The organism is Alkalinema pantanalense CENA528, assembly GCF_050753345.1.
Classification (GTDB): Bacteria; Cyanobacteriota; Cyanobacteriia; order Leptolyngbyales; family Leptolyngbyaceae; genus Alkalinema; species Alkalinema pantanalense.
Genome location: NZ_JBLZFX010000020.1, coordinates 1 through 23,761 on the forward strand (window position 1 = coordinate 1; position 23,761 = coordinate 23,761).

At 49.6% G+C, this 23,761-nt stretch carries 19 protein-coding genes; 7 read left to right on the plus strand and 12 right to left on the minus strand.

Annotated features, from left to right (window positions below):
- On the plus strand, positions 1 to 201 hold a 201-nt coding region (locus ACN4EG_RS08790), incomplete at its 5' end, for a winged helix-turn-helix transcriptional regulator (RefSeq protein WP_431628970.1).
- A gap of 143 nt (positions 202 to 344) precedes the next feature.
- Here the strand turns inward: ACN4EG_RS08790 and ACN4EG_RS08795 are convergent.
- The 8 genes from ACN4EG_RS08795 to ACN4EG_RS08830 form a co-directional block, all read right to left on the minus strand.
- A complete protein-coding gene (locus tag ACN4EG_RS08795; RefSeq protein ID WP_431628971.1) occupies positions 345 to 1,709 on the minus strand; it encodes an ABC transporter ATP-binding protein in 1,365 nt (454 codons plus the stop codon).
- Positions 1,710 to 1,724: 15 nt separating this feature from the next.
- Positions 1,725 to 3,452 carry an ABC transporter permease gene (locus ACN4EG_RS08800; protein ID WP_431628972.1) on the minus strand — a complete coding sequence of 576 codons (1,728 nt, stop codon included), beginning with the start codon at positions 3,450 to 3,452 and terminating at the stop codon, positions 1,725 to 1,727.
- 333 nt (positions 3,453 to 3,785) lie between these two features.
- Positions 3,786 to 5,609 carry a HEAT repeat domain-containing protein gene (locus tag ACN4EG_RS08805; protein WP_431628973.1) on the minus strand — a complete coding sequence of 608 codons (1,824 nt, stop codon included), beginning with the start codon at positions 5,607 to 5,609 and terminating at the stop codon, positions 3,786 to 3,788.
- A 292-nt stretch (positions 5,610 to 5,901) separates the two neighbouring features.
- Positions 5,902 to 6,024 carry a hypothetical protein gene (locus tag ACN4EG_RS08810; protein ID WP_431628974.1) on the minus strand — a complete coding sequence of 41 codons (123 nt, stop codon included), beginning with the start codon at positions 6,022 to 6,024 and terminating at the stop codon, positions 5,902 to 5,904.
- A 14-nt stretch (positions 6,025 to 6,038) separates the two neighbouring features.
- A complete protein-coding gene (locus ACN4EG_RS08815) occupies positions 6,039 to 6,257 on the minus strand; it encodes a hypothetical protein (protein ID WP_431628975.1) in 219 nt (72 codons plus the stop codon).
- Between the two features lie 433 nt (positions 6,258 to 6,690).
- Positions 6,691 to 8,058 carry a UDP-N-acetylmuramoyl-L-alanine--D-glutamate ligase gene (gene murD, locus ACN4EG_RS08820; protein ID WP_431628976.1) on the minus strand — a complete coding sequence of 456 codons (1,368 nt, stop codon included), beginning with the start codon at positions 8,056 to 8,058 and terminating at the stop codon, positions 6,691 to 6,693.
- Positions 8,059 to 8,116: 58 nt separating this feature from the next.
- The gene (gene glyS, locus ACN4EG_RS08825) at positions 8,117 to 10,258 is read right to left on the minus strand and encodes a glycine--tRNA ligase subunit beta (protein WP_431628977.1); all 2,142 of its coding nucleotides are present in this window, start codon (positions 10,256 to 10,258) and stop codon (positions 8,117 to 8,119) included.
- A 119-nt stretch (positions 10,259 to 10,377) separates the two neighbouring features.
- A complete protein-coding gene (locus ACN4EG_RS08830) occupies positions 10,378 to 11,082 on the minus strand; it encodes an FHA domain-containing protein (RefSeq protein WP_431628978.1) in 705 nt (234 codons plus the stop codon).
- Between the two features lie 353 nt (positions 11,083 to 11,435).
- Between ACN4EG_RS08830 and ACN4EG_RS08835 the strand changes: the two genes are divergently transcribed.
- The 4 genes from ACN4EG_RS08835 (at position 11,436) to ACN4EG_RS08850 (ending at position 17,268) form a co-directional block, all read left to right on the plus strand.
- On the plus strand, positions 11,436 to 12,959 hold the full coding sequence (locus ACN4EG_RS08835; protein WP_431628979.1) for a hypothetical protein: 1,524 nt from the start codon (positions 11,436 to 11,438) through the stop codon (positions 12,957 to 12,959).
- Between the two features lie 1,018 nt (positions 12,960 to 13,977).
- Entirely contained in the window at positions 13,978 to 14,292 is a 315-nt protein-coding gene (locus ACN4EG_RS08840; protein WP_190569701.1) for a DUF6679 family protein, read from the plus strand.
- 421 nt (positions 14,293 to 14,713) lie between these two features.
- Entirely contained in the window at positions 14,714 to 16,204 is a 1,491-nt protein-coding gene (locus ACN4EG_RS08845) for an HlyD family efflux transporter periplasmic adaptor subunit (RefSeq protein WP_431628980.1), read from the plus strand.
- 119 nt (positions 16,205 to 16,323) lie between these two features.
- The gene (locus ACN4EG_RS08850; RefSeq protein ID WP_431628981.1) at positions 16,324 to 17,268 is read left to right on the plus strand and encodes a glycosyltransferase family 9 protein; all 945 of its coding nucleotides are present in this window, start codon (positions 16,324 to 16,326) and stop codon (positions 17,266 to 17,268) included.
- Between the two features lie 131 nt (positions 17,269 to 17,399).
- Here the strand turns inward: ACN4EG_RS08850 and ACN4EG_RS08855 are convergent, their stop codons facing one another.
- A complete protein-coding gene (locus ACN4EG_RS08855; RefSeq protein WP_431628982.1) occupies positions 17,400 to 17,846 on the minus strand; it encodes a pentapeptide repeat-containing protein in 447 nt (148 codons plus the stop codon).
- 746 nt (positions 17,847 to 18,592) lie between these two features.
- Here ACN4EG_RS08855 and ACN4EG_RS08860 point away from each other — a divergent pair.
- Complete coding sequence (locus tag ACN4EG_RS08860) at positions 18,593 to 18,958, plus strand: hypothetical protein (protein ID WP_431628983.1); 366 nt, start codon at positions 18,593 to 18,595, stop codon at positions 18,956 to 18,958.
- Between the two features lie 184 nt (positions 18,959 to 19,142).
- Positions 19,143 to 20,465 carry a four-carbon acid sugar kinase family protein gene (locus tag ACN4EG_RS08865; RefSeq protein ID WP_431628984.1) on the plus strand — a complete coding sequence of 441 codons (1,323 nt, stop codon included), beginning with the start codon at positions 19,143 to 19,145 and terminating at the stop codon, positions 20,463 to 20,465.
- A 22-nt stretch (positions 20,466 to 20,487) separates the two neighbouring features.
- Here ACN4EG_RS08865 and ACN4EG_RS08870 read toward each other — a convergent pair whose 3' ends face one another.
- From ACN4EG_RS08870 to ACN4EG_RS08880, 3 genes are all read right to left on the minus strand, one after another.
- Positions 20,488 to 20,661, minus strand: coding sequence for a hypothetical protein (locus ACN4EG_RS08870; RefSeq protein WP_431628985.1), 174 nt, complete (start codon positions 20,659 to 20,661; stop codon positions 20,488 to 20,490).
- A 26-nt stretch (positions 20,662 to 20,687) separates the two neighbouring features.
- On the minus strand, positions 20,688 to 22,076 hold the full coding sequence (locus ACN4EG_RS08875; RefSeq protein WP_431628986.1) for a DUF2330 domain-containing protein: 1,389 nt from the start codon (positions 22,074 to 22,076) through the stop codon (positions 20,688 to 20,690).
- An 88-nt stretch (positions 22,077 to 22,164) separates the two neighbouring features.
- Positions 22,165 to 23,109: an RnfABCDGE type electron transport complex subunit D gene (locus ACN4EG_RS08880; RefSeq protein WP_431628987.1), complete on the minus strand. Its 945-nt coding sequence runs from the start codon at positions 23,107 to 23,109 to the stop codon at positions 22,165 to 22,167.
- Positions 23,110 to 23,761 lie beyond the last annotated feature (652 nt).

The window sequence follows — 23,761 nt, forward strand, 5'->3', positions numbered from 1 at the left end:
AGATTCAGCATGAGAAGGCTCTGGGCTACTGCTTCACATTATCCATTATTTCCCAACACGTCTATTAACCGTAGCTACGAATCTACGATTCCACCGCAAGTTTCTTATGAATTAACTGAACGCGGTAAGGAGTTATCTAAGCCGCTTTACGACCTTTGTGATCTGGCTTCACGCTGGTATGGCGATGAGACAACCACGTAAACACCCACCGATCACCTCTCAATGCAATCCTCACTAGTGACTTAAGAGAAGACTAACGGTGAAGTGTAGCGGCGGCAGATAACCTCAAACTCAACACCAGTAACCTATGTCCGTCCGCTGCCACGCAGTGTTAGCCGTCTTTGCTACTGTTCAGGTGGAGTAGCAGTCTCTAAATCTAAGCTGGCTTCAGGGAGATAAAGCCGATCCTCGCTGGCATCATACTCGAACAACTCGGCGTAACGCCCCCAGTCTATTGTCGTTGCAAACTGGCGCTCTGCTTCTTCGTGGGGAAAATGCTCATCCCAGAGGTCTAAAAAGAAATCTGCCCGCATGGAACCACTGCGCTTTTCTCGCAAGGTTTGAACGATACTGTTTAAAACTGGGACATGGGTTAGGGCTTGCTGTCGAAAGAGATCTTTACTTCGCAAAATGGTGGTTGTGGCAAAATCCTGCCCGATTTCGGTCAGTCTCACATCACCCTCAGAAACTTTGGCAAACCCCAGTAGAACTGCGGCATCCAAAATCGGTAAAAGGTCGTCTACTGCAAGCTGAAGCCGTTCTGCAAGTCGAGGTAGATCATCGGCTCCTTCTGGTTGATCCACAATCAGTTCTAACAAACCGCTGATGCCTCCAGTGCGAACATGGGGTAAGGCGTTGGCATAGGGAGAGGTCATGGCTGAAACTAGCTCTCTCATGGTCTTGCCGAACAGTTCCCCAGTGACTTCGACTTCGGGGTTAGTCATCACGGTGTAAATGTAATCGACTAGAGCGGCAAACCGGGAATGAGTACGATCGTGGGGACGGGGCAAGTCAATCACGACTTCACCACGAATGCGACCGGGATTAGAGCCTAGAATCACCACGCGATCGGCTAGAAATACAGCTTCTTCAATATTGTGAGTGACAATTAAAATACTTTTAGATGGGAAGGTTTTCGCATTCCACAAATCATCAATTTCACCTCGCAGGTTTTCAGAGGTGAGAACATCGAGGGCACTAAAGGGTTCATCCATAAATAGAACCTGCGGCTCCAACACGAATGCCCGTGCAAAGCCGACCCGCTGCTTCATGCCGCCCGAAAGCTCTTTGGGATAGGCACTCTCAAACCCGTCTAAACCGACAATATCGATTGCTTTCAAAGCCCGTTTTCGGCGTTCATCTCGTTTGACTCCCCGTGCTTCCAAGCCCAATTCCACATTCTCCTGAACCGTTAACCAGGGCAATAGGGCGAAACTTTGGAACACCATTGCCACATCGTTGTTCGCACTCCGCAGGGGCTTACCATTGCTGAAAACCTTACCCTCGCTTGGTTGAATCAAACCCGCCATAATCCGCAAGAGAGTACTTTTGCCGCTACCGCTGCGCCCCAGCAGGGCAACGACTTCGCCAGATTTCACGATTAAACTCACGCCATTGAGAACCGTAAACTCCCCTTTGCCATCCGGTAAGGGAAACCGTTTAGATACCTGCTCAACGGCAATTAACTGAGTAGACGTTACGACTGTCATGGTGTTACCTCCCCCTTAGAGATGATATTTGGTTTCAGCTAACTGGTAGAGTCGTCGCCATAACAAACGGTTTAGACCGACAACAAATAAACTCATCATACTGATGCCCAGCGTAATGCGAGGCCAATCTCCAACAAAGGTAGCTTCTGCGATGTAGGTGCCTAGCCCAGTTGCCGTTAGGGTCGTCGATCCCCAGGCAACAATTTCTGAGACGATGCTAGCGTTCCAGGCTCCACCACTGGCGGTTACGCCTCCCGTCACCCAAGCAGAGAAGATACCGGGAATAATCAGCTTCTTCCAGCGTTGCCAGCCCTTTAAACCAATATCGTCCGCCATTTCTCGCAAATCTGTGGGAATGCTTTGAGCACCTGCGATCGAGTTAAAGAGGATGTACCACTGCGCCCCTAGCGCCATCAACAGAATGCTCCCCCATTCAATGCTAATGTTCGCGCGAATAAAGAACAGGGTGGCAAAAGGGAAAATGAAGTTGGCTGGAAACGAGGCAAGGAACTGAACGACAGGTTGCAGCGTGCGTGCCAATTTAGGATCAAACCCGATCGCGACTCCAATGGGTGTCCAAATCACGGTGGCGAACAGCAAGAGTACTGTGACCCGCAACAGGGTGAGAGTACCCAATCCAAAGGTTTTAACCACTTCACCAATGCCCACAGTGGTCAAGATAAAGTGTAATGCCCAGGCAACTAAAATACCGATAATGACAATCAGGATGAGGTTGTAGAGGCGATCGCCCTGCTGTTGCTGCGTTGAATCAACCTTAAAGGTAGATTGGGGTTGAGTAAGCCTGGACAAAAGGCGATTACCCATTTCCGTGGCAGGTGTCAACGCTTTGCCCAGCATTCGCGGAATTCGTGCCGCTTGTAGCAAGTCATAAACCCAGGATTCGGGTGCTTCCGCCGAGGCACTTTGCTCCATCCGAAACTTGTCTGACCAGGCAATTAGGGGTCGCCAAAAGAGTTGATCCACTAACACAATCACGATCGCAATCATGAGTAACGCCCAGCCTAATGCAGCGAGATTTTCATCAACGATCGCAGCAGCCACATAAGAGCCAATCCCCGGCAACGTATATTCCTGATTCAATACACTAATCGCTTCACTCGCTGCCACAAAAAACCAGCCGCCGCCAAAACTCATCATGGCATTCCACAGCAGCCCAATCGCGGCAGATGGAACCTCCAGTTTAGTAAACCGCTGCCAGCGGGACAGTTGGTAAAGCGTTGCGGCTTCATCCAGTTCCGTGGGAACTGTTCGCAAGGACTGATAGAACGAAAAGGTCATATTCCAGACCTGGCTGGTGAAGATCGCAAAAATAGAGGCTGATTCCAACCCCAACAAACTGCCTGGAAACAACGCAATGAACCCAGTCACGGTAATTGAGAGAAACCCCAATACAGGAACCGATTGCAGAATATCGAGCAGTGGAATCATCACCCGCTCTGCCCGTCGGCTATTGGCAGCAATATACCCATAGACCAACGTGAACACCGTAGAGAAAAATAGAGCAATAAACATTCGCAGGGTCGATCGCCCCGCGTAGTACGGCAAGTTGCGCGGATCGAGATCAATGGCAGGCACAATGTCGGGCGGCTCAAAGCTGACCAGTGCCCCAGCCCCCACGCGAGCTACCAATGCTAGTAAAACCAGCGTACCAAGAATGACGGCAACATCAGCTAACCCAAAGGGAAAGCGCCGCAAGGCTTCAGGAGATGGAAAGGTTTTCATAGAAATCTACACTACTGTCAATGAGCAGGAGCGACCTTAATATCTCACTGATTTTCCCACTATGAAGACGCTTTCAGGTGTAAGTCTGATTATTTGGGGCGACAAGAGAATTTAGACGGCTAACGATTGCGATCACCGGACTCAGATAACTTTGACTATAAACCATTATACTTCAAAGTTCCGGTGCATCGCACTTGTTATCTTTCGTTCTCACTCTACCCTATTTAGTCCAGCCTACAACTATTCAATGATAGTTCTTTAATAACCAAATAATTCATGATTTACTACTTCGCTTCACCCGTCCACTTTATGGCTCGAATTCGATCAACAGCTTTACTGACCAAGAGGTCCAGTCGGTCTTATTACCTTCGGTTCTTTATCTTTAAGAATTGCTTCAACTTCTTCAGATGAATAACCCATTTTTTTCAGGGCAGAGGCTGCTGCAATGCGAACTGCTAAATCTTTATCTTTCATAAGAGGCGATATTTGTGGAATTGCAATTTGTGCATCTACTCCAAGATCACCTAACAGACTAGCAACACTAACTCTGACATATGAACGTGAGTCATTCAGAAGAGGAGTAATTTTAGGCACTAAGGCTTTAGGAGTATCTATTTTCTTCAAAGCAACAATTGCAGTTTTACGTGTATCCTCATGAGAATCTTTCAAAAAATCAACAACATAAGGTAATGCACTTTTAGCACCAGTTCCTATCTCACCCAAAGCGAATAAGGCATCACCACTGACCTCTTTATCCTTAAGAAGTTCTACAATATGGGGTAAAACAAGTTTAGGATCAGCTTTTCCTATTCGACCTAAAGAAAGAACTGAGACAGCACGGAGATTGCACTCAGGAGGAATAACAACTGGATCTTTCAGTAATAAAACAATATCTGGGATCGCAATCTGCGCTGCCTCCCCCATTTCACCTAAGGCCCTTGCTGCATTACAGCGTACATATGCATCTGGATCTCGAAGTAGAGGTATAAGTTGTGGAACGGCAACTTTTCCATATTCTTGCGATTCAGCCAGCGCTTCGGCTGCTTCGGCACGTACGTATGGATCTGAATCTTTGAGAAATGGAACAATTTTTGGGATTAGAGTTTCAGCAGATTTTCTGATACCTCCCAAGATGCTAATAGCATTACGGCGAACAGTTGATTCTGGATCTTGTAAATGATTTACTGCTTCTGCAATTACAAGATCCTGTGAAACTCCGTCCATGTTCTTCAATGTGAGAAGTGCAATTATACGAGTATCTTTACTGGGTTCTTTTAAAAGCTTAACAATTTGAGGAGTAATACTTTTTATATTTTTACCCATTGCTTCTAATAGCAAAGAAGCAGTCATCCTAATCCCAAAATCTGGATGCTTTAGTAAAGCAATAACTTGAGGGATTGCACTATTCGCATTCTTGCCCATCGCTTCCAGTGCCCTAGATGCACTTGAACGGACACTTTCATTGGGATGTTTTAGCAAATTTATAAGTTGAGGAATTGCGCTTTTCGCATATTCCCCTGTTTTACCTATAATTAAGCCTGCGCGGTAGCGAACTTGATTATCTGAGTTCTTTAATAACTCAACAAGCTCAGGAATTGCACCTCTTGCATTCTCACCCATCCTTTCTAAAGCGTTAGCTGCTTCAAAGCGAACCGAACTATCAGGATCAATCATTAAGAGCGAAATTTGTGGAGCAATATCTCTAGCTGATGCTCCCATGTACCCTAAAACAAAAACTGCATTATGACGGATTTCACTAAATTCATGCTTTAGATGAGGCTGAATCTGCGGAATAATACTTTTTGCGTTTTCACCCATGTCTGCCAGCACAAACATAGCTTGTTGCCGCACAGATGGATATTTGTCAATTAGAAGAGGCACAATTTGTGGTGCAATGCTTTCAGTGAGTGAAGCTGATCTTCTAGCATATCTCCCCAGACTAGAAATCGCAGCGATACGATCATCAGTGTTAGTTTTTTTTAGTTGCCCTACCAGATCTTTGATTGCAGCTAGATCTTCTGTAGAAACAACTTGATTAGGCTCAGAGGATGCCTGTGATATAACCAATGATTTTGCATAAACGAAATCAACATGACTAGCTATAGAAAAGCCAAGTATAAGAGTAACATTTATCAAACTTTGGTAGATACGTTTCATTACAAGTTTTAGCCTCTCGAAGGAAATAAAAACTTAAGCAAACTCAAAATGGATGATTAGAAAATGCATCATTCTTCACTACCAATGAGAAAGATAACGCAAAGTTCACCTGCTGTGAGTTGATTTTGCTGAAACTAGTTTAGCATTGCTAGTCAGGTACGACGACGGGTTAGGCTGGGCTAATAAGGAAGATTTTCTGAAGATTTCACTCAGAACGACTGCCCACAAAATAATCTGAAAGACCGATCGAACGTTGCATCACACAGATGAGTGAGAAACTTCTCGATCGCTCTCAATGACCACTATCTCTGCTTTCGTGGACGGGTTCCTGGGAAAATGAGCCGATCGCCTTTGCTAGAACCGCCGATCGCCCTAACCAAAGTGCCCACAGACTGCTAAACAAACCTGCGGACACTGATGCTTCAATGCTTAACGCTGACGTTCGCGACTCAATATGCTGATGTATTGCCCATCCGAATGCACGATCGGCATTGGTTGACTCCAATGAATTCGATCCGCATACCGTAACGCATGGAATTGATTAATCGTGTCTTGAATGAATTCGAGATGACCGATTAAGTGGAGTTGTAAGCGTTGCCGCTCATGTTGAACCGAACGATCGCTCCGATCGCTAGAACCCTTTGCCATAATTGAGCTTCTCCTTGTTGTAGTGAATCCCATCCCTGCTACAATCCTTCTCCCTACGCCTGCGTGCGGGAGAAGGGCTGGGGATGAGGGCGAAGAAAGCCCAAAAATTTAGAGCCACCCCGTTTGACATCACAAACAAGAGTGGCTCGATCGAATGTTAAAATCCTCAACAAGCCGCCTTGCTGCTACCTCAGCGAGGGGGAATAGCTACTTGGGGTTGTGTCACCAATCCCGAGTAGTGGCCTAAATTTTCGGGAACCCAGCGACCCCATGCTTCATACAAACCATCTCGCGAAAGAAGGATGTCCATGGCGATCGCTATGACAAACCAGCCTACGGATAACCTAGGCAAATGTCAAGCCCATTTTTAAGCGTGCAATTGTTCTACACAAAATTTATCGATCGACCGAATTGACCGATCCATAAAGTGCCTTTAAGCACCGAGTGTTTCGAAACAGAGCCGTTTGAAATGCTCACCCCGTTGCTCAAAATTGTCATACTGATCAAAGCTTGCGCAGGCCGGAGACAGCAATACCACCTTTGCCTCCAATGCCTTTGCCAACTCCGCCGATCGGGTTACCGCCCGCTCCATCGTCTCCACAATTTCGTAATGGCTATAGCCCACCGTCTGCAAGCGCTGGGCAAACAATTCCGCCGCATCCCCAATCAATAACACCGCCGCCGCCGATCGCTGAATTTGCGCCAGCCAAGCCCCATCTTCCCCTTCCTTGGGCGCTCCCCCTGCGATCAAAATTGCTGGAGCCTGAACCGATGCTAAACCTACTTCCGCCGCGTCATAGTTAGTGGCTTTACTGTCGTTTATGAAATCAATTCCCTGCGAGCAAATAACCTGTTCTAACCGATGTTCCACCCCAGGGAATTCTGTAATCGCTTGCACGATCGCAGTGTTCTCAATTCCCGCTAACTTTGCTGTTGCCACCGCCATTAACAAATTTTGTAAATTATGGCTTCCCGGCATCCGCAAAGCATCTGCCGCCAGCACCACCTCACCGCGAAAAACCACCTGATTCCCTTCAATCCAAATCCCTAACTCAGGATTCCCCACCAAATTTGCCTTCCCAGAAACGCTCGTCCAGCAAGCATCCTGCCGCACCGGGAACCCCTGCTCCAGCCCTAACTTCCGCAGATAGGGATCATCCCCATTCCACACTTGTAACTGCGATCGGGCTAGCAATCGCGCTTTCATTTCAAAATAATTCGCCATGGTTTTGTGGCGAGCTAGGTGATCCGGTGTGAACGTCGTCCACAGAGCAATCTGCGGCGCGATCGTTGGGGCTGCTTCAATTTGATAACTGCTCAACTCCGCCACACACCAGTCCGGCTGTGGATCTAACGACGCCACCTCACAGGCCCCATAGCCAATATTGCCAAAGGCCGGAGCCTGGTAGCCCGCCGCTTGAAAAATTGCCGCTACCAAGGCCGTCGTCGTCGTTTTCCCATTCGTTCCCGTAATCGCCACCCAGGGCCGATCGCGCAAATTTCGCCAAGCTAGCTCCATTTCCCCGATCGTCACGATACCCAAACTCCGCGCCTGCACCAAATTGGGGGCATCCCAGGGCACTCCCGGACTGACAACCACCAAATCCGGTTGCGCCAACGTCGGATCAAAGCCATCCCCTAGGGATACGGAAATGCCCTCTGTCGCTAAGCTTGCTGCTTGGGTTTGCAAGGCTTTCGACTGGCCACGATCGTGAATCGTTACCTCCCAACCCTGAGCCTTCAGTAATCGCGCCGCGCCGTTGCCTGACTTGCCCACCCCAATAATTGACGCCTTTGGCATACCCCGCTCCTGGTCTACGATTTGACGGCCTACGTTGGATAATTGACGATCTCACAATTTACGATTTCACGATCGCGCCAAAATCCGCCAGTACCCGTGCCCGGTTGCGCAAGACACCCAACAAATTCAACCGATTTTGCTTAATGGCCGGATCTTTATCCATCACCAAAACGCTGTCTTCGCCGTCAAAGAACTGCGTCAACGTCGGCGCGATCGCCGCCAAAGAACTCACCAACTGGTCATAATCCGTTTGGGCTTGCAACTGCGTCAAGGCATCATAAAACGCCTGCTCCGAGGATTTCTGGAACAAAGTGGGTTGTACCACCGCCGTCACATCGGTCTGTTGGAAATCTAAGGTTCCCTGGGCTGCCAGCTTCGCAGCGCGGTTCACTACCGCATAGATCGGCGCTAAGCGGCCATCCTGGCGAATCGTCTGCACAAACACCGCCCGATCGCGCACATTGACCAAGTCCCGCAAGGCGCGATCGGCATAGTCAGCGTCATTCTCGCCCACTACAGCATTCACCAAGTCATAGTCAATGCCATGCTCTTCCTTCAACAGGGTTTGCACCCGCTGCAGGAAAAAGTCCTTCAACGCAGTCAGCAAACCGTCGGCCTTCAATTTCATGACCGACTCATACTGCTGGTTAAATTGCTGAATAATCGTTTCTAGCAATGCTAGGAGATCAATCTTGAGATTAGCGGCCCAAGTAATATTGACAATGGCATTTGCCGCCCGCCGCAACGCAAAGGGATCGGACGAGCCACTGGGAATCATGTTTAAACTGAAAATACTAACCAGAGTGTCGAAGCGATCGCTCAAGCCCACCACTTGACCCGCCAAGGTCTGTGGCAAGGAATCGCCCGCGCCTTTAGGAAGGTAATGCTCCATAATCGCGATCGCGATTTCTTCCCCTTCACCGCTATGACGGGCATATTTCTCCCCCATCACCCCTTGCAGTTCCGGGAACTCGCCCACCATCTGCGTCACCAAATCCGCCTTGCACAGCAGCGCCGCCCGTTCGATCGCCTGCCGTTGCGTTCCCGCAATCGCCAACTGGTCGCACAGATGCCCTGCAATGCCCATAATGCGATCGGCCTTGGCTCGCATGGAGCCTAAATCCGCTTGGAACGTCACCGTTTCCAACTTCGGCAGAAAACTTTCCAGCTTTTCCCTACGATCGGCATCAAAGAAAAACTTCCCATCGGACAACCGCGCTCGAATCACCCGTTGATTGCCTCGGGCAATAATGTCCGCCTTAGCCGGATCACCGTTAGAAATCGTAATGAAGTAGGGCAGCAATTCCGTAGAATCGGCCCCTTTGCGCACAGGGAAGTAGCGCTGATGGCTTTCCATTTCCGTAACGGCCACCTCAGCGGGCAACTCCAGAAACTCGTCATCAAATTTCCCCACCACCGCTGAGGGATATTCCACCAGGTTCACGACTTCCGCCAACAGGTCAGAGTTGATGGTTGCCACACCGCCGATCGCCTCCGCTGCAGCCTTGGCTTGGGTGACGATCGTCTGTTCCCGCTGAGCTGGATCCACCTCGACAAATGCCTTGCGTAACGTGGCGACATAGTCATCCGCCGTTGCAATATTAATCGGTTCCGGATGCAGCACCCGATGGCCCGCCGACAGCCGATCGCTGGTGTAAACTGCTTCTGCCCCATTGGTCAACGTAATCGGCAGAACCGTATCGTCAATCAACGCGACCAACCAGCGCACAGGCCGGGAAAACCGCACGTCCCCATTGCCCCAGCGCATCAGCCGCTTACCTTCCAAACCCATCACCCACTGCGGCACCAATTCCGTCAGCAACTCCGCCACCGGACGCCCCGCAATGCGCTTCTGCACAAAGACAAAGTCCCCCTTTTCCGTGGGACGAATTTCCAAATCCGCCACCGCCACACCCTGTTTCTGGGCAAAGCCTTCTGCCGCTTTGGTGGGCTGACCGTCTTTGAACGCGGCCTGGGCGGGGGGGCCTTTCACTTCCTCGGTTTGATCGGCCTGTTGCAGGGGCAGTCCTTTCACCAGCACCGCCAGCCGTCGCGGAGTTCCGTAGAATTCAATCCCCGAAGGTTCCAGTTTCAGCTCTGCAAAACTTTGGGGAATGCGAACTTTCCATTGTTCGATCGCGCTCGCCACAAAGGCAGCAGGGAGTTCTTCGGTTCCAACTTCCAACAAAAACGACGACATAGTCCAGTGCAGCTTGTAATCAGCAATTAGGCAACTGGACTAGTTTACCGTGATCAGCCAGTCTGTGAGCGGAATCCCGTTATAGAATTCTCGAGATTGTCTTCCCGGCAATTAGGATTTTAGTTTGGGTTTAAGTTAAAGGAAATTTCCTCGTGGATTTCCGAGTAGTCCACATAGGCACTCGCCTTGGTGGTGGGATGGGTCAATCGCGTCAACACTTCTGGATGAAGTGCTTCTAGGGAGCGATAGCTGCCACTCACAAAGAAGAAAAATTCCGTATTCCCAACGCGAAGAAAGTCGCCATCTTTGAGCAGGCAACGGTTTTCGACCTTGACTCCATTAACGAAGGAACCGTTCATGCTGTTCAGGTCAATGAGATAAAACCCTTCCCGGCGAGTAAACATTAGGACGGCATGACGACGGGACATCATGCGATCGCGCATTGGGACGGCGGCTTCACGGTTCCGTCCGATCGTCCAGACCATCTGGGGTTGAATTAAGGTACGGGAGCCTTCACCCAATAGATTGGTGATCAGGTAAGCTTGTTGGCCTCGCAGTACCCCCTGCACATACTTAGGTCTCGCCACATCACTGTGATAGCTAGTAAGGTCACTATTGGGTTGATCATTGCCATCATCCATGACAAAGGTCGCAATCTGGTGGGATAGCACTTCATCGGAGTCATCTAGCCCATCGAGATTTTCAGACCTCGTAGCTTGTCCTGAAGCCAGCACTTCAATTTCGCTGACGAGGGCGTCAAGGTTGAGGGATGCTGAGTCAAAGGGGGATAAAAAAATATCAGGAGAATGTGGGTCTAAACTCATGAAAATCTCCCCTTAAATGATTTTGAGGATGTCATTATTTGGCGTCGTCATCTGGCGAATGCTATGGGAGGACATTCCTGCTTAGAGTGCCCCAGGCTAGCGGACAAACTAACGAGTGCGCCACCATAATTTCGTGATTTTTTCGATTATTTTTATTTGTTTTTTAGCGTAAAATATGTCTTCTCGTCTGCCAACATGGCTCTAATGCCGGATTCTGTGGCCTAGATCAGCCTTTCTCCCTGATCTGCACCCCACGATCGCCAATACCAGCCACGCCAATACCAGTCACTCGATCCCCTACGTTCTAGAATAGACGGCGTACCCCGCGCGTAATGAGAGAAGGGTTCGTTGCCATGATGCAGATGCCTGCCCCAGTTCCACGCCGTTTTGGTCACCCCCTCGATCGGTTAGCTGTGGCTTTAATTGCAGCGTTGGTTCTTGTGATTGGTGTATTACTGTTCGCGGGCGATCGAGGTGCACCTAAAGTCCGGGAATTTAGCTGGCAAGATCGCGAGGTTGGCGCAATGGATACGGCCTTTGTGCTGAATTTTAGCCGCCCCATGGATCATGACAGCGTGGTGCAAAATCTCAAAATTACCCCCTCCTTACCCGGTCGGATTAGTTGGGCGGGTCGGCGCATGGTCTATACCCTCAACTTTCCGGCTCCCTATGGGGAGGGTTTTCAGGTGCAACTGCAAGATGCGCAGGATCGGTTTCAGCAGGGCACCTACCACGCCAAAATACAACCCTTCAGCGCCACCTTTCGCACCCGCGATCGGGTCATTGCCTATCTTGGCACCGAGGGCGAAGAAGCCGGACGAATTGTGCTTTATAACTTGACGAAGGAGGAAAAACGCCTTCTGACGCCGTCCCATCTCATGGTCTTTGAATTTAAGCCCTATCCGTTGGCCGATCGCATTCTTTTCTCGGCGGTCGATCGGGCCATGGCAACCTCCCAAGCGCCTAATACTCCAGTTCCGATTGTGGAACAAAAGCTCTATACCGTGGCTACGGGGTTGCGTGTGAACGCCGCAGGGGCGTTCGACAATCAATCGAGTGATTTGCCCTATAGTCCGGGGGATGCGGGACAGGTGCTCGAAGTTCTGGACAATCAAGACTATCAAAACTTGAAATTTGATCTGTCGGCTGATGGGCGCACGATCGTAGTGCAACGAGTCAGCCGGAAAAATCAAGGACAGTCCGAACCCTGGGTGCTGCGATCGGGACAAGCTCCAGCACCGATCAAGCTGGAACAGCCCAGCGGGGACTTTTTGATCACCGCCGATAGTCAGTCCTTAATTTTGGCCCAAGGAGAAGGGTTGTCCGTTCTTCCCCTACAAGAAGGAGCCGAAGCCCCCAGTTTCTTGCCCAAGTTTGGGACTGTCTTGGGCCTAGCTCGGGATAATACCGCAGCGGCCATGGTGAAGTTTAATAAGAACTACACCCGATCGTTGTTTCTGGTCACTGGTCAAGGGGAAAAGGAAATTTTTCAAACTACGGGATCAATCCTCACCGCAATCTTTGATCCCACGAAGCAGTTTCTCTACTGTCTGCTTACGGAGTTGATTCCCGGCGAAACCTATCAGGAACAGCCCTACCTTGCTGCGATCGACCTGAAAGCGGCTCAAACGGCAACGAATCTGAATGAAGCCCTGCGCCCACTCCTGAAACTCCCCAATCAACGGGAAGTCAAAGTCAGTCTTTCTCCTGATGGCGTAGCGCTCTTGTTTGATCAGACCGTGATGGGGGATAGTTCCCAGGGGCAGCCGGCTCAGACGGGGCAACTTTGGCTCCTTCCCCTAGCGAGTGATCCGAAGCAAGTCTTGGAACCCCAAGCCCTACCTTTTTCTGGAATTCATCCTCAATGGTTGCCCTAGGGGGGGCTCTTCTCAGGATGTTTCGTCTAATCTCCTCAATCGTTCTCTCCTTACGATCGCTTGAAGATCCCCATGGCGGGTTCTGGCTTGCTTTCAAGAATCACTGGCTTAGGAAGACTTTTAGGCAGATTAGGCTTTATGAACAAATTTATCAATGGAGACGGCAGATTGACCGGACAATCGCTAGAATGGGGGGTAACCTAGAGGTGAGACGAGTGGATCACTTGACGCCGAACATCCGTCGATCGTGTCACGTCGATCGCGTCTCTAGTCTTTGGTAGGTTCTTGGAGAGTTCCTCGTATCTCAACATGACTATACTGACCGAGTTCAATTGGCGCTGCGGGTTCCTTCCCCCATCTTTGTACAGCTTCGTACATACTGCATCTCGGCGGTTAAAGCTCCAAATTTTACAGTTGTAAATGCAACATTGCCCAAGTCAACATTGCCCAAAGTCAACATTGCCCAAGTCAACGATTGCCCAAGTAGTGGTGAAGCGTCTTTAAAAGCCCTGTAACTTGCGCTTTTGACCCTTATATTTGACGTTTCTACTTGTATTTGACAGTTCTACTTGTTGTGGGTCAAAGGGTTTTGGGATTGACTGCTGGGGAATGAGCCCAGGTCTGGGACTCCTAATAACAACCCTAGCCTTCGGGGATCCAAGATTTTTTGGGGTTACTATTTGAATTAGTGAAGAATTTTCAGCACCATATCCTTAGTGTTCCTTCGCACTTGTTTCCGTTTCCTAGGTCGGCGGGGCGGACGATCGTCCTGATTGACAGACTAACCTTCCTGGAAGCTGCCATGGAACCCCTTAGGGAACCCAACATTCTCAGGTGTGCTAAGCCCGTTATCTCGAGATTATTCAGAGAGGTCGTGTATGAGTGAATAGGAGCATCGATCGCCCAGAGGAAATGGGAGTGAAGTACAATATCCAATTCCTCTCTGATAGACTCCAGCCAATTACACGATGTGATGGATCTATCCCTAGACCTTTGAGATTGTCTCAGGAGAAACACCATGTTGCACCGCAAAATTTATCAACTTTGCTGCGATGGACGAGAAGTTTGGATTTTTCTGCGGGATCAGCAACGCTGGATTGAGCGCGCCCGAATTTTAGACATTGAGGGGGATCTCGTAACCCTGCGGTACGAAACCGAGGAAGAGGACGAAGTGTGTTCCTGGGAAGAAATGGTTCGTCTAGAAAGCATTGGGGCAGTGACCCAAAAATTAGCATCGGTGCCTAAGGGGAACGTCGATCCCTTGGTATCCGACGATTGTCCAGAAGCAGAGCAGTTGTCGAATCAACCGTCGTCAGAATCGAATGAGTCCTAGTGGTTCTAGCCCTTGCGCCCTAGCCTTGTAAGATTTGCTGAACGGGGCGTTGTGCGGGGGGCTGGATGATTCAGAGAGGATGACTAAGGAAGGGAGGCCCGATCGACGATCGGCCTCCCTTTATATTGCTCAGTGCTACAGATGTAGCAGGTCAAACGTTCTAGATTAGGATTAGTTCGGATCAGCTGGAATCAATCCTGTAGAGGTTGGTAGTCGTAGAGGTTACTAGTCAAGATTGAATGGTCAAGCGTCAATATCAAAAGTAGATGCTCATTTGCAGGGAGATGTAAATTTGGAGAGCATGACCCAACATTTTTGCTAAGAAGTGGGTAATCTAGCTGCGAAGGTGGATTACCCTGAAAGCTAACGCTTTCACAATGATCAGAAACATTATTAGCCCCATAACTATCCCGGCAATTCCATGAAAGTCTCTCTCTCCGCAACCCCGGCCCAGTCCCGTCAACTGAAACAGCAACTGGCGAACCCAGAAGATCAACTGTCCTATGAGTTGGGCAAAGCTGTCCAAGAGCTTCCGCCGCTGTATACCCGGTTGTTAGCGGGTGGAATTAGCGTATTGACTCTCAGCGCGATCGGTTGGGCCCACTTTAGCTTGATTGATGAAGTAGCCACGGCCCAGGGTAAACTGATCCCCTTTACTGAAGTCCGCCCCCTACGTGCCCTGAGTGCGGGCAGTGTGTCACGGGTTGCCGTCCAGCCGGGGCAGACCGTCACCAAGGATGAGGTTTTGGTGGAAGTGGATCCTGGGGTTGCAGAAACGAGTGTGGAGAGTTTAGAGAAGGATGTCGCCAAAATTCAAGAAAATATTGCACGGTTAGAAGCGGAAAGCCGAGGACAAGTGACGGCCTCCAATGCCGAACAAAGTCAGTTGCTCCTAGCACGACAACGGGAGCTCCAGGAAAAGCAATCAGCGGCCAACGCCGAGGCCAATCGCCAACTTGCCACGATCGGGGAAGGCCAATCCCGCCTAGAGCGCTTTCGTGAGAACCTCACCAACGCTAGGGAGACCCTCGCCAATGCTCAGATTAGTAAGCAAAACGCTGAACGGAATTTAGCAACGGCCAAGGAAAAGGAATCCCGTTTGCGCACCCTGAATGAAGATCAGGCGGTGCCCCACATTGAATACCTTAATGCTGTGGATCAGGTGACGAATGCCAGCAACCAAGTCACCAATGCCAGCAATCAGATTGTGGAAGCCCAGAACCAGATTGTGAGCTTAGAAAAGGAAATCGAGGCCCAGGCAGAGCGGGTATTACAAGCTCAACAAGCGTTTGAAGGCGCGAGAAGTACAGCGGCGGGGATCGGCCCCCAACGCCAAGGGGAAATTCTGACGCAGTTGACACAGCAACGGCAGGAACTGACGAAAAAGCAAGGGGAATTGGACGTCGCCAAGAAGCAGCAAAAGGATCGCGAAACGATCTCTGCCCCCTTTGACGGGACGGTCTATGACGTGAAGGTGACTCAAGGGCCGATTCAGCAGGGTGAAGAAATTTTGCGGGTGTTGCCTAAAAATCAAGACTTGGTGCTGGAAGCCAAAATTCTCAACCGAGATATTGGCTTTATCCTGCAAAAATTCGAGCAAAAGGAAGAAGTGAACGTCAAGGTCAAATTCGCCACCTTTCCTTACCAGGAATTTGGCATCATCGAAGGTAAGCTGATCCAGGTGAGTCCTGACGCGATCGTTGAGAAGGATGAAAGTGGGCGAGATATTGGCCCAGTGTTTCCCTGCAAAATTCAGTTGAAGCAATCCTCGATCAAAGTTCGAGGCCGAGAGGTTGCCTTCACCCCAGGGATGGCAGCCACCGCCGAAATTGTGACCCGCAAGAAATCCGTTCTTAGCTTCCTGACCGAACCGATTACCAAACGCTTTAACGAAGCCTTCTCAGTGCGTTAATGAAGGTGGGAGCGAGAGCAGTCATGAGCAATTATCCCTAGATTTGTCTAGGAAATCACGATTCCTCTCTCCAAAAATCCCATAGAATAAGGAGCGGGTAGACGTGTAAAACATTTTTTATGAGAATCCTTGCCCTTGTTCCCGGTGAAATCGGTGATCAAATCCTTTTTTTCCCGACGATCGATGATTTGAAAAAACGTTATCCCGAGGCTCAGATTGATGTAGTAGTAGAACCCAGAGCCAAGGAAGCTTACCGGGTATCCAAGTCAGTCAATGAAGTCATTGCGTTTGACTTTCAGGCAAGGAACAGTCTAGCCGACTGGGGTAACTTGCTGGGAACGGTGCGCGATCGAGAATACGAAGCAGCAATTACCCTGGATAATCGCTGGTCAGTCGGGTTTCTCCTGTGGTTGAGCGGCATTCCCAACCGAATTGGCTTTGCGGGAGGCTCGGGGGATTCTTTCCTAAACCGGACTGTGCCTTACAAGGGCAATCAATATATTGCCCAGGCCTACCATGATTTGTTGCAGGGCATGGACTTGGGAACCCCACTGCCTGACTTCAAGGTGAGTGTCCCAGCCAAAGATTTACAGTGGGCTGACCAAGAGCGACAACGCCTAGGATTGTCTTCAGGGGGGTATGTCTTGGTCTGTGGCGATGCTAAATCGACCGATGGCCTCTACCCGACGGACAACTGGCGCTTGATTCTGCAAGATTTTCAGAAAAAACAACCGGAGTTACCGTTGGTGCTGGCGCAGGTATCCGAGGATGATAGCTGGGTGACATCCTTGATGGAGGTCTTACCGGGTCTGAAGCTCACCTGTCCGGACAACTTGGGGCAATTGGTGGCAATGTTGACGGGAGCCAGTCTGGTGATGTGTCTGAATAGTGACACAATGCATCTCTCTGTGGCATCGCAATCCTTTACCTTAGTCCTGTTAGGTCAGGCGGATCCTAATAAACTCTTACCTAAGAGCGATCGGGTTCTGTCGATTAAGTCCTCCACAGGTCAAGCAGCAGATATTGCACCTTCCACTGTCCTGGAAAAAGTGTGGGGTGGTTAAGGACACATAGGAGTTGCGATGTGTCTATAGGCTACATCTCTAGGTGCGGGATGAATCTAGTGTGGGATGAATCTCTGGGCAATAGAAATTTGGGCAAGGCGTTTTAGAAATTACTGCGGCTTCTGGATTGCCTAATCACTCCCACCTACGTTAATTCCACTGCCATAGAGTTGAGCGTTTTGAAACGTTAAGTCAGTAAGGTTAGCCCCTCGGGTTTCTGCGTTGTAGACGATCGCATTGGTCAAATCAGCCCGCGCCATATTGCTGCCACTCATGTCCGCATTGGTGGCAAAGGTTCCAACCAGGTTGGCTCGTTCCAGATTGGCACCCGATAAATCTGCTCCTTCCAAATTGGCCCCTGACAGATCCGCTCCCTCCAGGTTGGCTCCCCGCAAATCTGCCCCAATTAAATGGGCATGGCGTAGGTTAGCTCCTGCCAAGTTGCATCCCTGACATGCGCCTGTTTCTAGTAACTTCTGGACTTGTTCCGGATCGGCAGCTTGTGATGGTGTAGACATCAGCAATGCGATGGCTACGGTAATGGCATAAATCATCGATCGCTGTATAGATTGCCGCATAGTGTTCCTTCTCCACCAAACAGGACAGGTGGGCTTAACTTCAGTGGAAATGCGTAGTATTCCGGAAAGGCTTGGAATTAATGCAATTCACTGAATGTAATTCACTGGATGTAATTCACCTAGTTTGCATTCCATCGTTACTTATGCATCCTCTTAGCACTGTAGGGGGCGGAGCTAGGGAAGCAAATCTAACTTATGACCTAATTCTCTCAGTTTTCAGGCTGTCCATAAGAATATCGACACATAAGTTAGCAGCTCAGACAGCAGGTTAGCTCTAGCGTTGAGCCTCTGACGCCGACCTCGTCAGCAGGGCCGATGAAACACTTTTTTTAAAAGATCAACACTTTTTTAAAAGATCAACCACCTTTGTTAATGTGAGTTCGATGAATTTGGGGTGCGGCTCGATCTTCGGGGCTGCGACGCAGCAAAGATTGGGGGAGAAGTTCCTCGACACTCTCCGAAAGTGAATTCTCCGTCCAAGTCTAGGGGCTTGATGGGAGACAATTTTGCTGGTCGAACTCACGTTTTGTGAAGGGTACTAGTGAAGAAATCTTTACGTTGTTAAATGTGATTTACATTACAGATTGAATTCTCAAGAAATGTAAATTTCATGCTTAACGGTAAGGAACTCCTAATTCACCAATTCCTGACAGGGAACAGTTTTGACGTGATTGTTAAGCGATTTTTGATAGAATAGATTTTTACAAAACTAAATCAAGTTTTTATACGGGGTAGGAGAGGATTGCATGGCAGGTCTATTTGGATTTGGGAAAAATAACGATCAAGAGCCTCAATCCAAGGAAAGTTTCTTCTTGGATGATGATGCTGCGCGATCCATGGGCAATACCGACTACATGCGGCAGTCCAAAAAGATCCGTCGGACATTCCCGAAGAGCGCCAATGGTGAAGAGTTTGAGATTGTCAAGGAAGTGTCCGCAGCGGACCAAACGGTTTTCAATAGTCAGAACGGTAGTTTTTCGGCTACTAGCTCTACCTCAGCCTCGAAGGCTACGGAGAATGGTGCTGCTGGCAGCCAAGAAACTCAAGAACGGCGCAAACTGGATACCAGCATGGATATGTTCCGCAACATGGCCAAAGACATGCGCCGCTAATTGAGTCGTAATTGATTCAAGGGAGCGATTTTTAAGAGACCCACCATAGTGGGTCTCTTTTTGTTGGACATTGGTAATTTCTATGGTCGGTTGCCGGATAATCGGCCAGTTTCGCGATCGTTCCTTGGTAGGCTAAAGCAAGCATCAGTTCATCGTTTTTCCTATTGCGGTTGCATTGTTGGTTATGAATACTCGCCCCAAAATTATTGTGCTAGATGATGATCCCACTGGCTCTCAGACGGTTCATAGCTGTCTGTTGTTGATGCATTGGGATGTGGAAACTTTAAAGTTGGGATTGCGAGATGAGGCACCCATTTTTTTCGTGTTAACCAATACACGATCGCTCCCGGCGGAACAGGCCGCAGCGGTAACGCGGGAAGTCTGTCGCAATCTGAAAGCCGCGATCGCCGATGTGGGTTTACAAGATTTTCTGGTGGTGAGTCGATCGGATTCCACCCTGCGTGGCCATTACCCAATTGAAACCGATGTGATTGCCGAGGAACTGGGGGGATTTGATGCCCATTTCTTGACGCCTGCCTTTTTTGAGGGCGGTCGCACGACGCGGGACAGCATCCACTACCTCAAGGTGAATGGTGTAGATACTCCGGTGCACGAAACAGAATTTGCCAGAGATTCCGTCTTTGGGTACAGCCATAGCTATCTTCCTGACTACGTTGAGGAGAAAACCCAAGGGCGCATTGCCGCTAGCCAAGTGGAACGATTTTTGTTGGCGGATATTCGATCGGGCGTACTCGATCGCCTGTTGCAGCTCACCCAGAATTGCTGTGCGGTGGTGGATGCGGAAACTCAAGCAGATCTGAATCAATTTGCAGCAGATGTTTTGGCCGCTGCCTCCCAGGGCAAGCGCTTTTTGTTCCGCAGTGCAGCAAGTTTACTCACCGCCTTAGCGAACTTGCCGCCCCAACCGATCGCGCCGGAGGAGATGGCTAGTTACGTCCGAGAGGGCAAGCCGGGGGCTGTGATTGTTGGTTCCCATGTGAAGAAGACAACGGAGCAATTAGCCAACCTATTGCAAGCCCCGGGAACGGTGGGGGTGGAAGTCGAAGTAGGCCGTTTGTTAGACCCAGATCCCGCAATTCCTGGGCAACTCTTGGCCGAAATTTACGATCGGGTCAGCCAAATCCACCAAGCGGGACAAACGGCGGTGGTTTACACCAGTCGGAAGGAACTGACCTTTGACGATGTGCAGACTCGGCTGAAATTTGGGGAAGCCGTCTCAAATTTACTGATGGATGTAATTCGCCATTTACCAGAGGATATCGGCTTTTTGATTAGCAAAGGCGGCATTACCTCCAACGACACCCTGAGCCAAGGATTAGCGCTGCAAACCGCCTATCTGTTGGGGCAGGTGATTCCTGGGGTATCGATGGTACGCACCTCCGAGACGCATCCGCAGTTTCCCAATTTACCGATCGTACTCTTTCCTGGCAACGTGGGTGATGGAATGGCGTTGACTCAGGTTTATCAGCGCTTGAGTCAACGTTGAGTCTGTGGGATTGGATTTATTATTACGTCATCATAAAATCAGCGTTAATTACGGCATTAAGCTTAGTATTAAGCATGACATTAGACTTAGCATTGAACGCTGAATAAATCACCGGATTGTAATCAAACGGAGTTGGCGGACGATCGTAGAATTCTCGATCGTCCGCCAACTGTTTAAGAGCAATGGTTGATAGCAATACTAGCCGGAATTATCAGAATTACTTTAACCAAAGAAATTGAACCACACCCGATCGAACCAGCTAAAGTCCGCCAGCTTAATGGTTGGTAGCTTTTTGCGAATGTCGTTGATATTCCAACCCGTCAACTTGGATAATGTTTGAGCCTCCTGTTCAAAGCGGCGGGGCAAGGAAGCGCGATACCGTTTCCCCTCTGCACAGGTGGATGCCCCCAGGAATGGATGCTGCATCACATAACGACCTTGGAAGGTGTCCTGATTGTTTGTGGTTTGGAACATCAAATCTTCCGGGAATTTGTCGCGGGTGTAGCGTACATGCAGGCGGGTTAGGTAAACGCCGTTATTCACCACAGGGGGACGACGACGATTCCAAATTCCGGGGTTGGGCTCATCACTTGATCGATCGAGCCAGAACACCCCTGCTTCCTTGAGTTCCTCTGGGCTGAGTGGATCGGCGGAACAGGGATCGCAATTGGCCATATTCCAGGCATATTCTAAAAAGGCGACATTGCGATTTTCCCGATCGTAGGCAGTGCTGAACAGATCTTTGTAAAAGGGGCCGAACTCATTCTTGACGAATTCAGGAATATTCACATTCGATGGGACTTGCACTGTGCGGTAGTTCGTCACTTCAGCACGCCCCTGGGGCGACAGAATGTAGACGATCAAATCCTGGGCCTGCTGAGCGTTCACCATGCCCAATCGAATGGGCAACATAAAGCGCGGCGATTCATAGGTCATTTGCAGAGGCCGCAGCCGGGTGAAGCCGGAATCCTCAAACTTATCGAGATTCACCTTAGCCACAAAGAACTTCATCTTCTGCCGAATGTAAGGCCGCAGCAGTTTACGGGCACCCTCAGGAATTTTATAGTCGTTTTGCCGAAGCCAGGTTTCCAGGCCACCGGATTCCTTCGCACTGAGAATTAAAATGTCGTACTCGCCAACGCTAAATTTGGCTTCGATCGTCACACCGAAGGACTCATTGCGACGGGCTTTGCTTTCTCCGGCAGCTTGGGGCGCGGGAACCGCACCCATGGGGATCCGATCTTCCAATTCAAGCCGCTGGCAGGGATCGGGATCAAAATATTCCACTAGTCGGGGGGAACTGAAGGCATCCAACCGTTCAATCAGAGCGGGATTGGCGACTTTGACCTGTTCCTTTTTCAGCACGACGGGCACGGGCACTACGATCGCGAAATCCTTGACCTCACCTTGGTAATCATTGGCCATGGTCAATACAGTTTGATTGCCCTCACGGGCGATCGCCACTTGGGAGGCTTGGTTATAGAGCTTGGAATCTGCTTTTGCGACATAGAAGCCACAGAAGGCCCAAGCGGCTGGGACAACCGTTAAGCACAATGCTGTTGCAGCTAGAAAAGCTAACACAAAGTTTAATAGAGAGCAAAATGGTTTCATTGTTGTATCCAATCAATCTGCATAAATCAGTAAGTTGCTAATAAAATGACGAGAACTGAGTGTAAAAAACGCTGCGATCGAACAGATATCAATCCAAGTTTTCACGATCGAGGGAGGAGGTTGCAGTCGGTAGCGGCACCCATTCAAAGCGATCGCCCTCAAACAGCCGATCTAGTAGCAAGCTCAAGGGAGCCAGGAGAAACAAGGCCCAAAAAACGGCTGTATTGAGGAAATAGACATTTCGTAAAACAAAGGTGAGTCCTGCGATCGCGGCGGCCCAAATCAAGCGAGCCGTTCGCGCATTGGGAATCGTTCTTGGATCGGTAATCATAAACAGCGCAAACATCACCAAAGATCCACTCATGAGGCGATGCCCCCAAACATCCCACGTCCAGCCCAGATAGAGGTTGCGAAAGGCTTCACAACCCACGTAGAACCCCAAAAATGCCACCGTCGTATCCCAGCGCCCTACCTTTTGCAACACCAGACCGCCACAGAGCAGAAAAAGCGCCGCATACCAAGCTGATTCTCCCCATTGCCCTGGCGACACCCAGGCGTGATGGGTCAGCAGTAAAACCGAAATAATGCCAAAGTTGGCGGGATTAAAAATATGTTTTTGGTTGACCCGCAGGATAAATTTAGACCCGATCGCCATGACGCAGGCTACGGCCATGGTTTCCCAGCGATCGACCCGCAGCAGGAGCGATAGACCCAGAGCGGTAATCAGAGCGCTGTAGTAAGTCGATGGTTGCAGAAGTCTCGGCCAGGACTGGGGCGGCTGTCCTGCCCGCGATGGTAGGAATTGGACGATCGACTGGGCGATCGCTTGGGTAAGGCTGCAAGTCCAGATCGCCACCAGGATAGTAGTGGGATGCAAAGTCCAATCGCGCGTTACTAGACCCAACAGTAAAAAGGCGCTGAGAAAGAGGAGTTGATATAGACGGGGATCTAGGGGCGTGGCCTGGGTTGCTGAAGAAACGTCAGCAGCAGCCAGCGGAACAAAGCCCGATGGGGATGTAGCAGTTTGGGACATGGTTGTGAGGTACAAACTGTAGCTGAATTATGCCTCCCATCGCTGATCACCTATGCGCCGTTACAGTTTATGTAACATCTCTGTTTTATTCCCTGCGAACTAGGGATTACTAGATTTTACAAGACCTCAAAGTTTCGTGATCTTGCACGGAATTAACCCAATTTTCTGGGATCTAATGTTTCGCGATCGCCCGATCGTGGTTTGTCCAAACGCTAACCTGTCCTTCAGATCTTGCACCACGGCCATACACCCAAGTACTAGGAGTCCGTTGTGTGCTGAAAATTCCCACCCCATGGAGTTGGGTAGTGCCCTGACGTAAAGGATAGAGAAAATAACCTTAAGCTGAAAGGTCTTTGCTACAAAGCTTTCGACGAAGTCTGATTATTCTTCATCCTTTAAGAAATAGGACTCCCCCCCGCCGGGGTTCATACCCCTTTGATTACCTATTAGAGTTGATACAGAAGAATAGTTGAGGACGATATCGGGTTTGCCACACAAATTGCATCAGGTTGTAAGGCATCAATCGCGATCGTAAAATTATGCTTCAAGAATGAGATTGCATAACCTCCCTAGACTCGAAACTTAAACCTCTACAAAGCGACCTAAATCGCGACCTGAGTCATAATTGCTTCTATTCACGACTGAGCTTCTT

Bases quoted from the DNA above. Each gene is read 5' to 3' on its own strand.
- ACN4EG_RS08795 (WP_431628971.1), bottom strand. From the start codon at position 1,709: ATGACAGTCGTAACGTCTACTCAGTTAATTGCCGTTGAGCAGGTATCT.
- ACN4EG_RS08800 (WP_431628972.1), bottom strand. From the start codon at position 3,452: ATGAAAACCTTTCCATCTCCTGAAGCCTTGCGGCGCTTTCCCTTTGGG.
- ACN4EG_RS08805 (WP_431628973.1), bottom strand. From the start codon at position 5,609: ATGAAACGTATCTACCAAAGTTTGATAAATGTTACTCTTATACTTGGC.
- ACN4EG_RS08815 (WP_431628975.1), bottom strand. From the start codon at position 6,257: ATGGCAAAGGGTTCTAGCGATCGGAGCGATCGTTCGGTTCAACATGAG.
- murD (WP_431628976.1), bottom strand. From the start codon at position 8,058: ATGCCAAAGGCGTCAATTATTGGGGTGGGCAAGTCAGGCAACGGCGCG.
- glyS (WP_431628977.1), bottom strand. From the start codon at position 10,258: ATGTCGTCGTTTTTGTTGGAAGTTGGAACCGAAGAACTCCCTGCTGCC.
- ACN4EG_RS08830 (WP_431628978.1), bottom strand. From the start codon at position 11,082: ATGAGTTTAGACCCACATTCTCCTGATATTTTTTTATCCCCCTTTGAC.
- ACN4EG_RS08835 (WP_431628979.1), top strand. From the start codon at position 11,436: ATGATGCAGATGCCTGCCCCAGTTCCACGCCGTTTTGGTCACCCCCTC.
- ACN4EG_RS08840 (WP_190569701.1), top strand. From the start codon at position 13,978: ATGTTGCACCGCAAAATTTATCAACTTTGCTGCGATGGACGAGAAGTT.
- ACN4EG_RS08845 (WP_431628980.1), top strand. From the start codon at position 14,714: ATGAAAGTCTCTCTCTCCGCAACCCCGGCCCAGTCCCGTCAACTGAAA.
- ACN4EG_RS08850 (WP_431628981.1), top strand. From the start codon at position 16,324: ATGAGAATCCTTGCCCTTGTTCCCGGTGAAATCGGTGATCAAATCCTT.
- ACN4EG_RS08855 (WP_431628982.1), bottom strand. From the start codon at position 17,846: ATGCGGCAATCTATACAGCGATCGATGATTTATGCCATTACCGTAGCC.
- ACN4EG_RS08860 (WP_431628983.1), top strand. From the start codon at position 18,593: ATGGCAGGTCTATTTGGATTTGGGAAAAATAACGATCAAGAGCCTCAA.
- ACN4EG_RS08865 (WP_431628984.1), top strand. From the start codon at position 19,143: ATGAATACTCGCCCCAAAATTATTGTGCTAGATGATGATCCCACTGGC.
- ACN4EG_RS08875 (WP_431628986.1), bottom strand. From the start codon at position 22,076: ATGAAACCATTTTGCTCTCTATTAAACTTTGTGTTAGCTTTTCTAGCT.
- ACN4EG_RS08880 (WP_431628987.1), bottom strand. From the start codon at position 23,109: ATGTCCCAAACTGCTACATCCCCATCGGGCTTTGTTCCGCTGGCTGCT.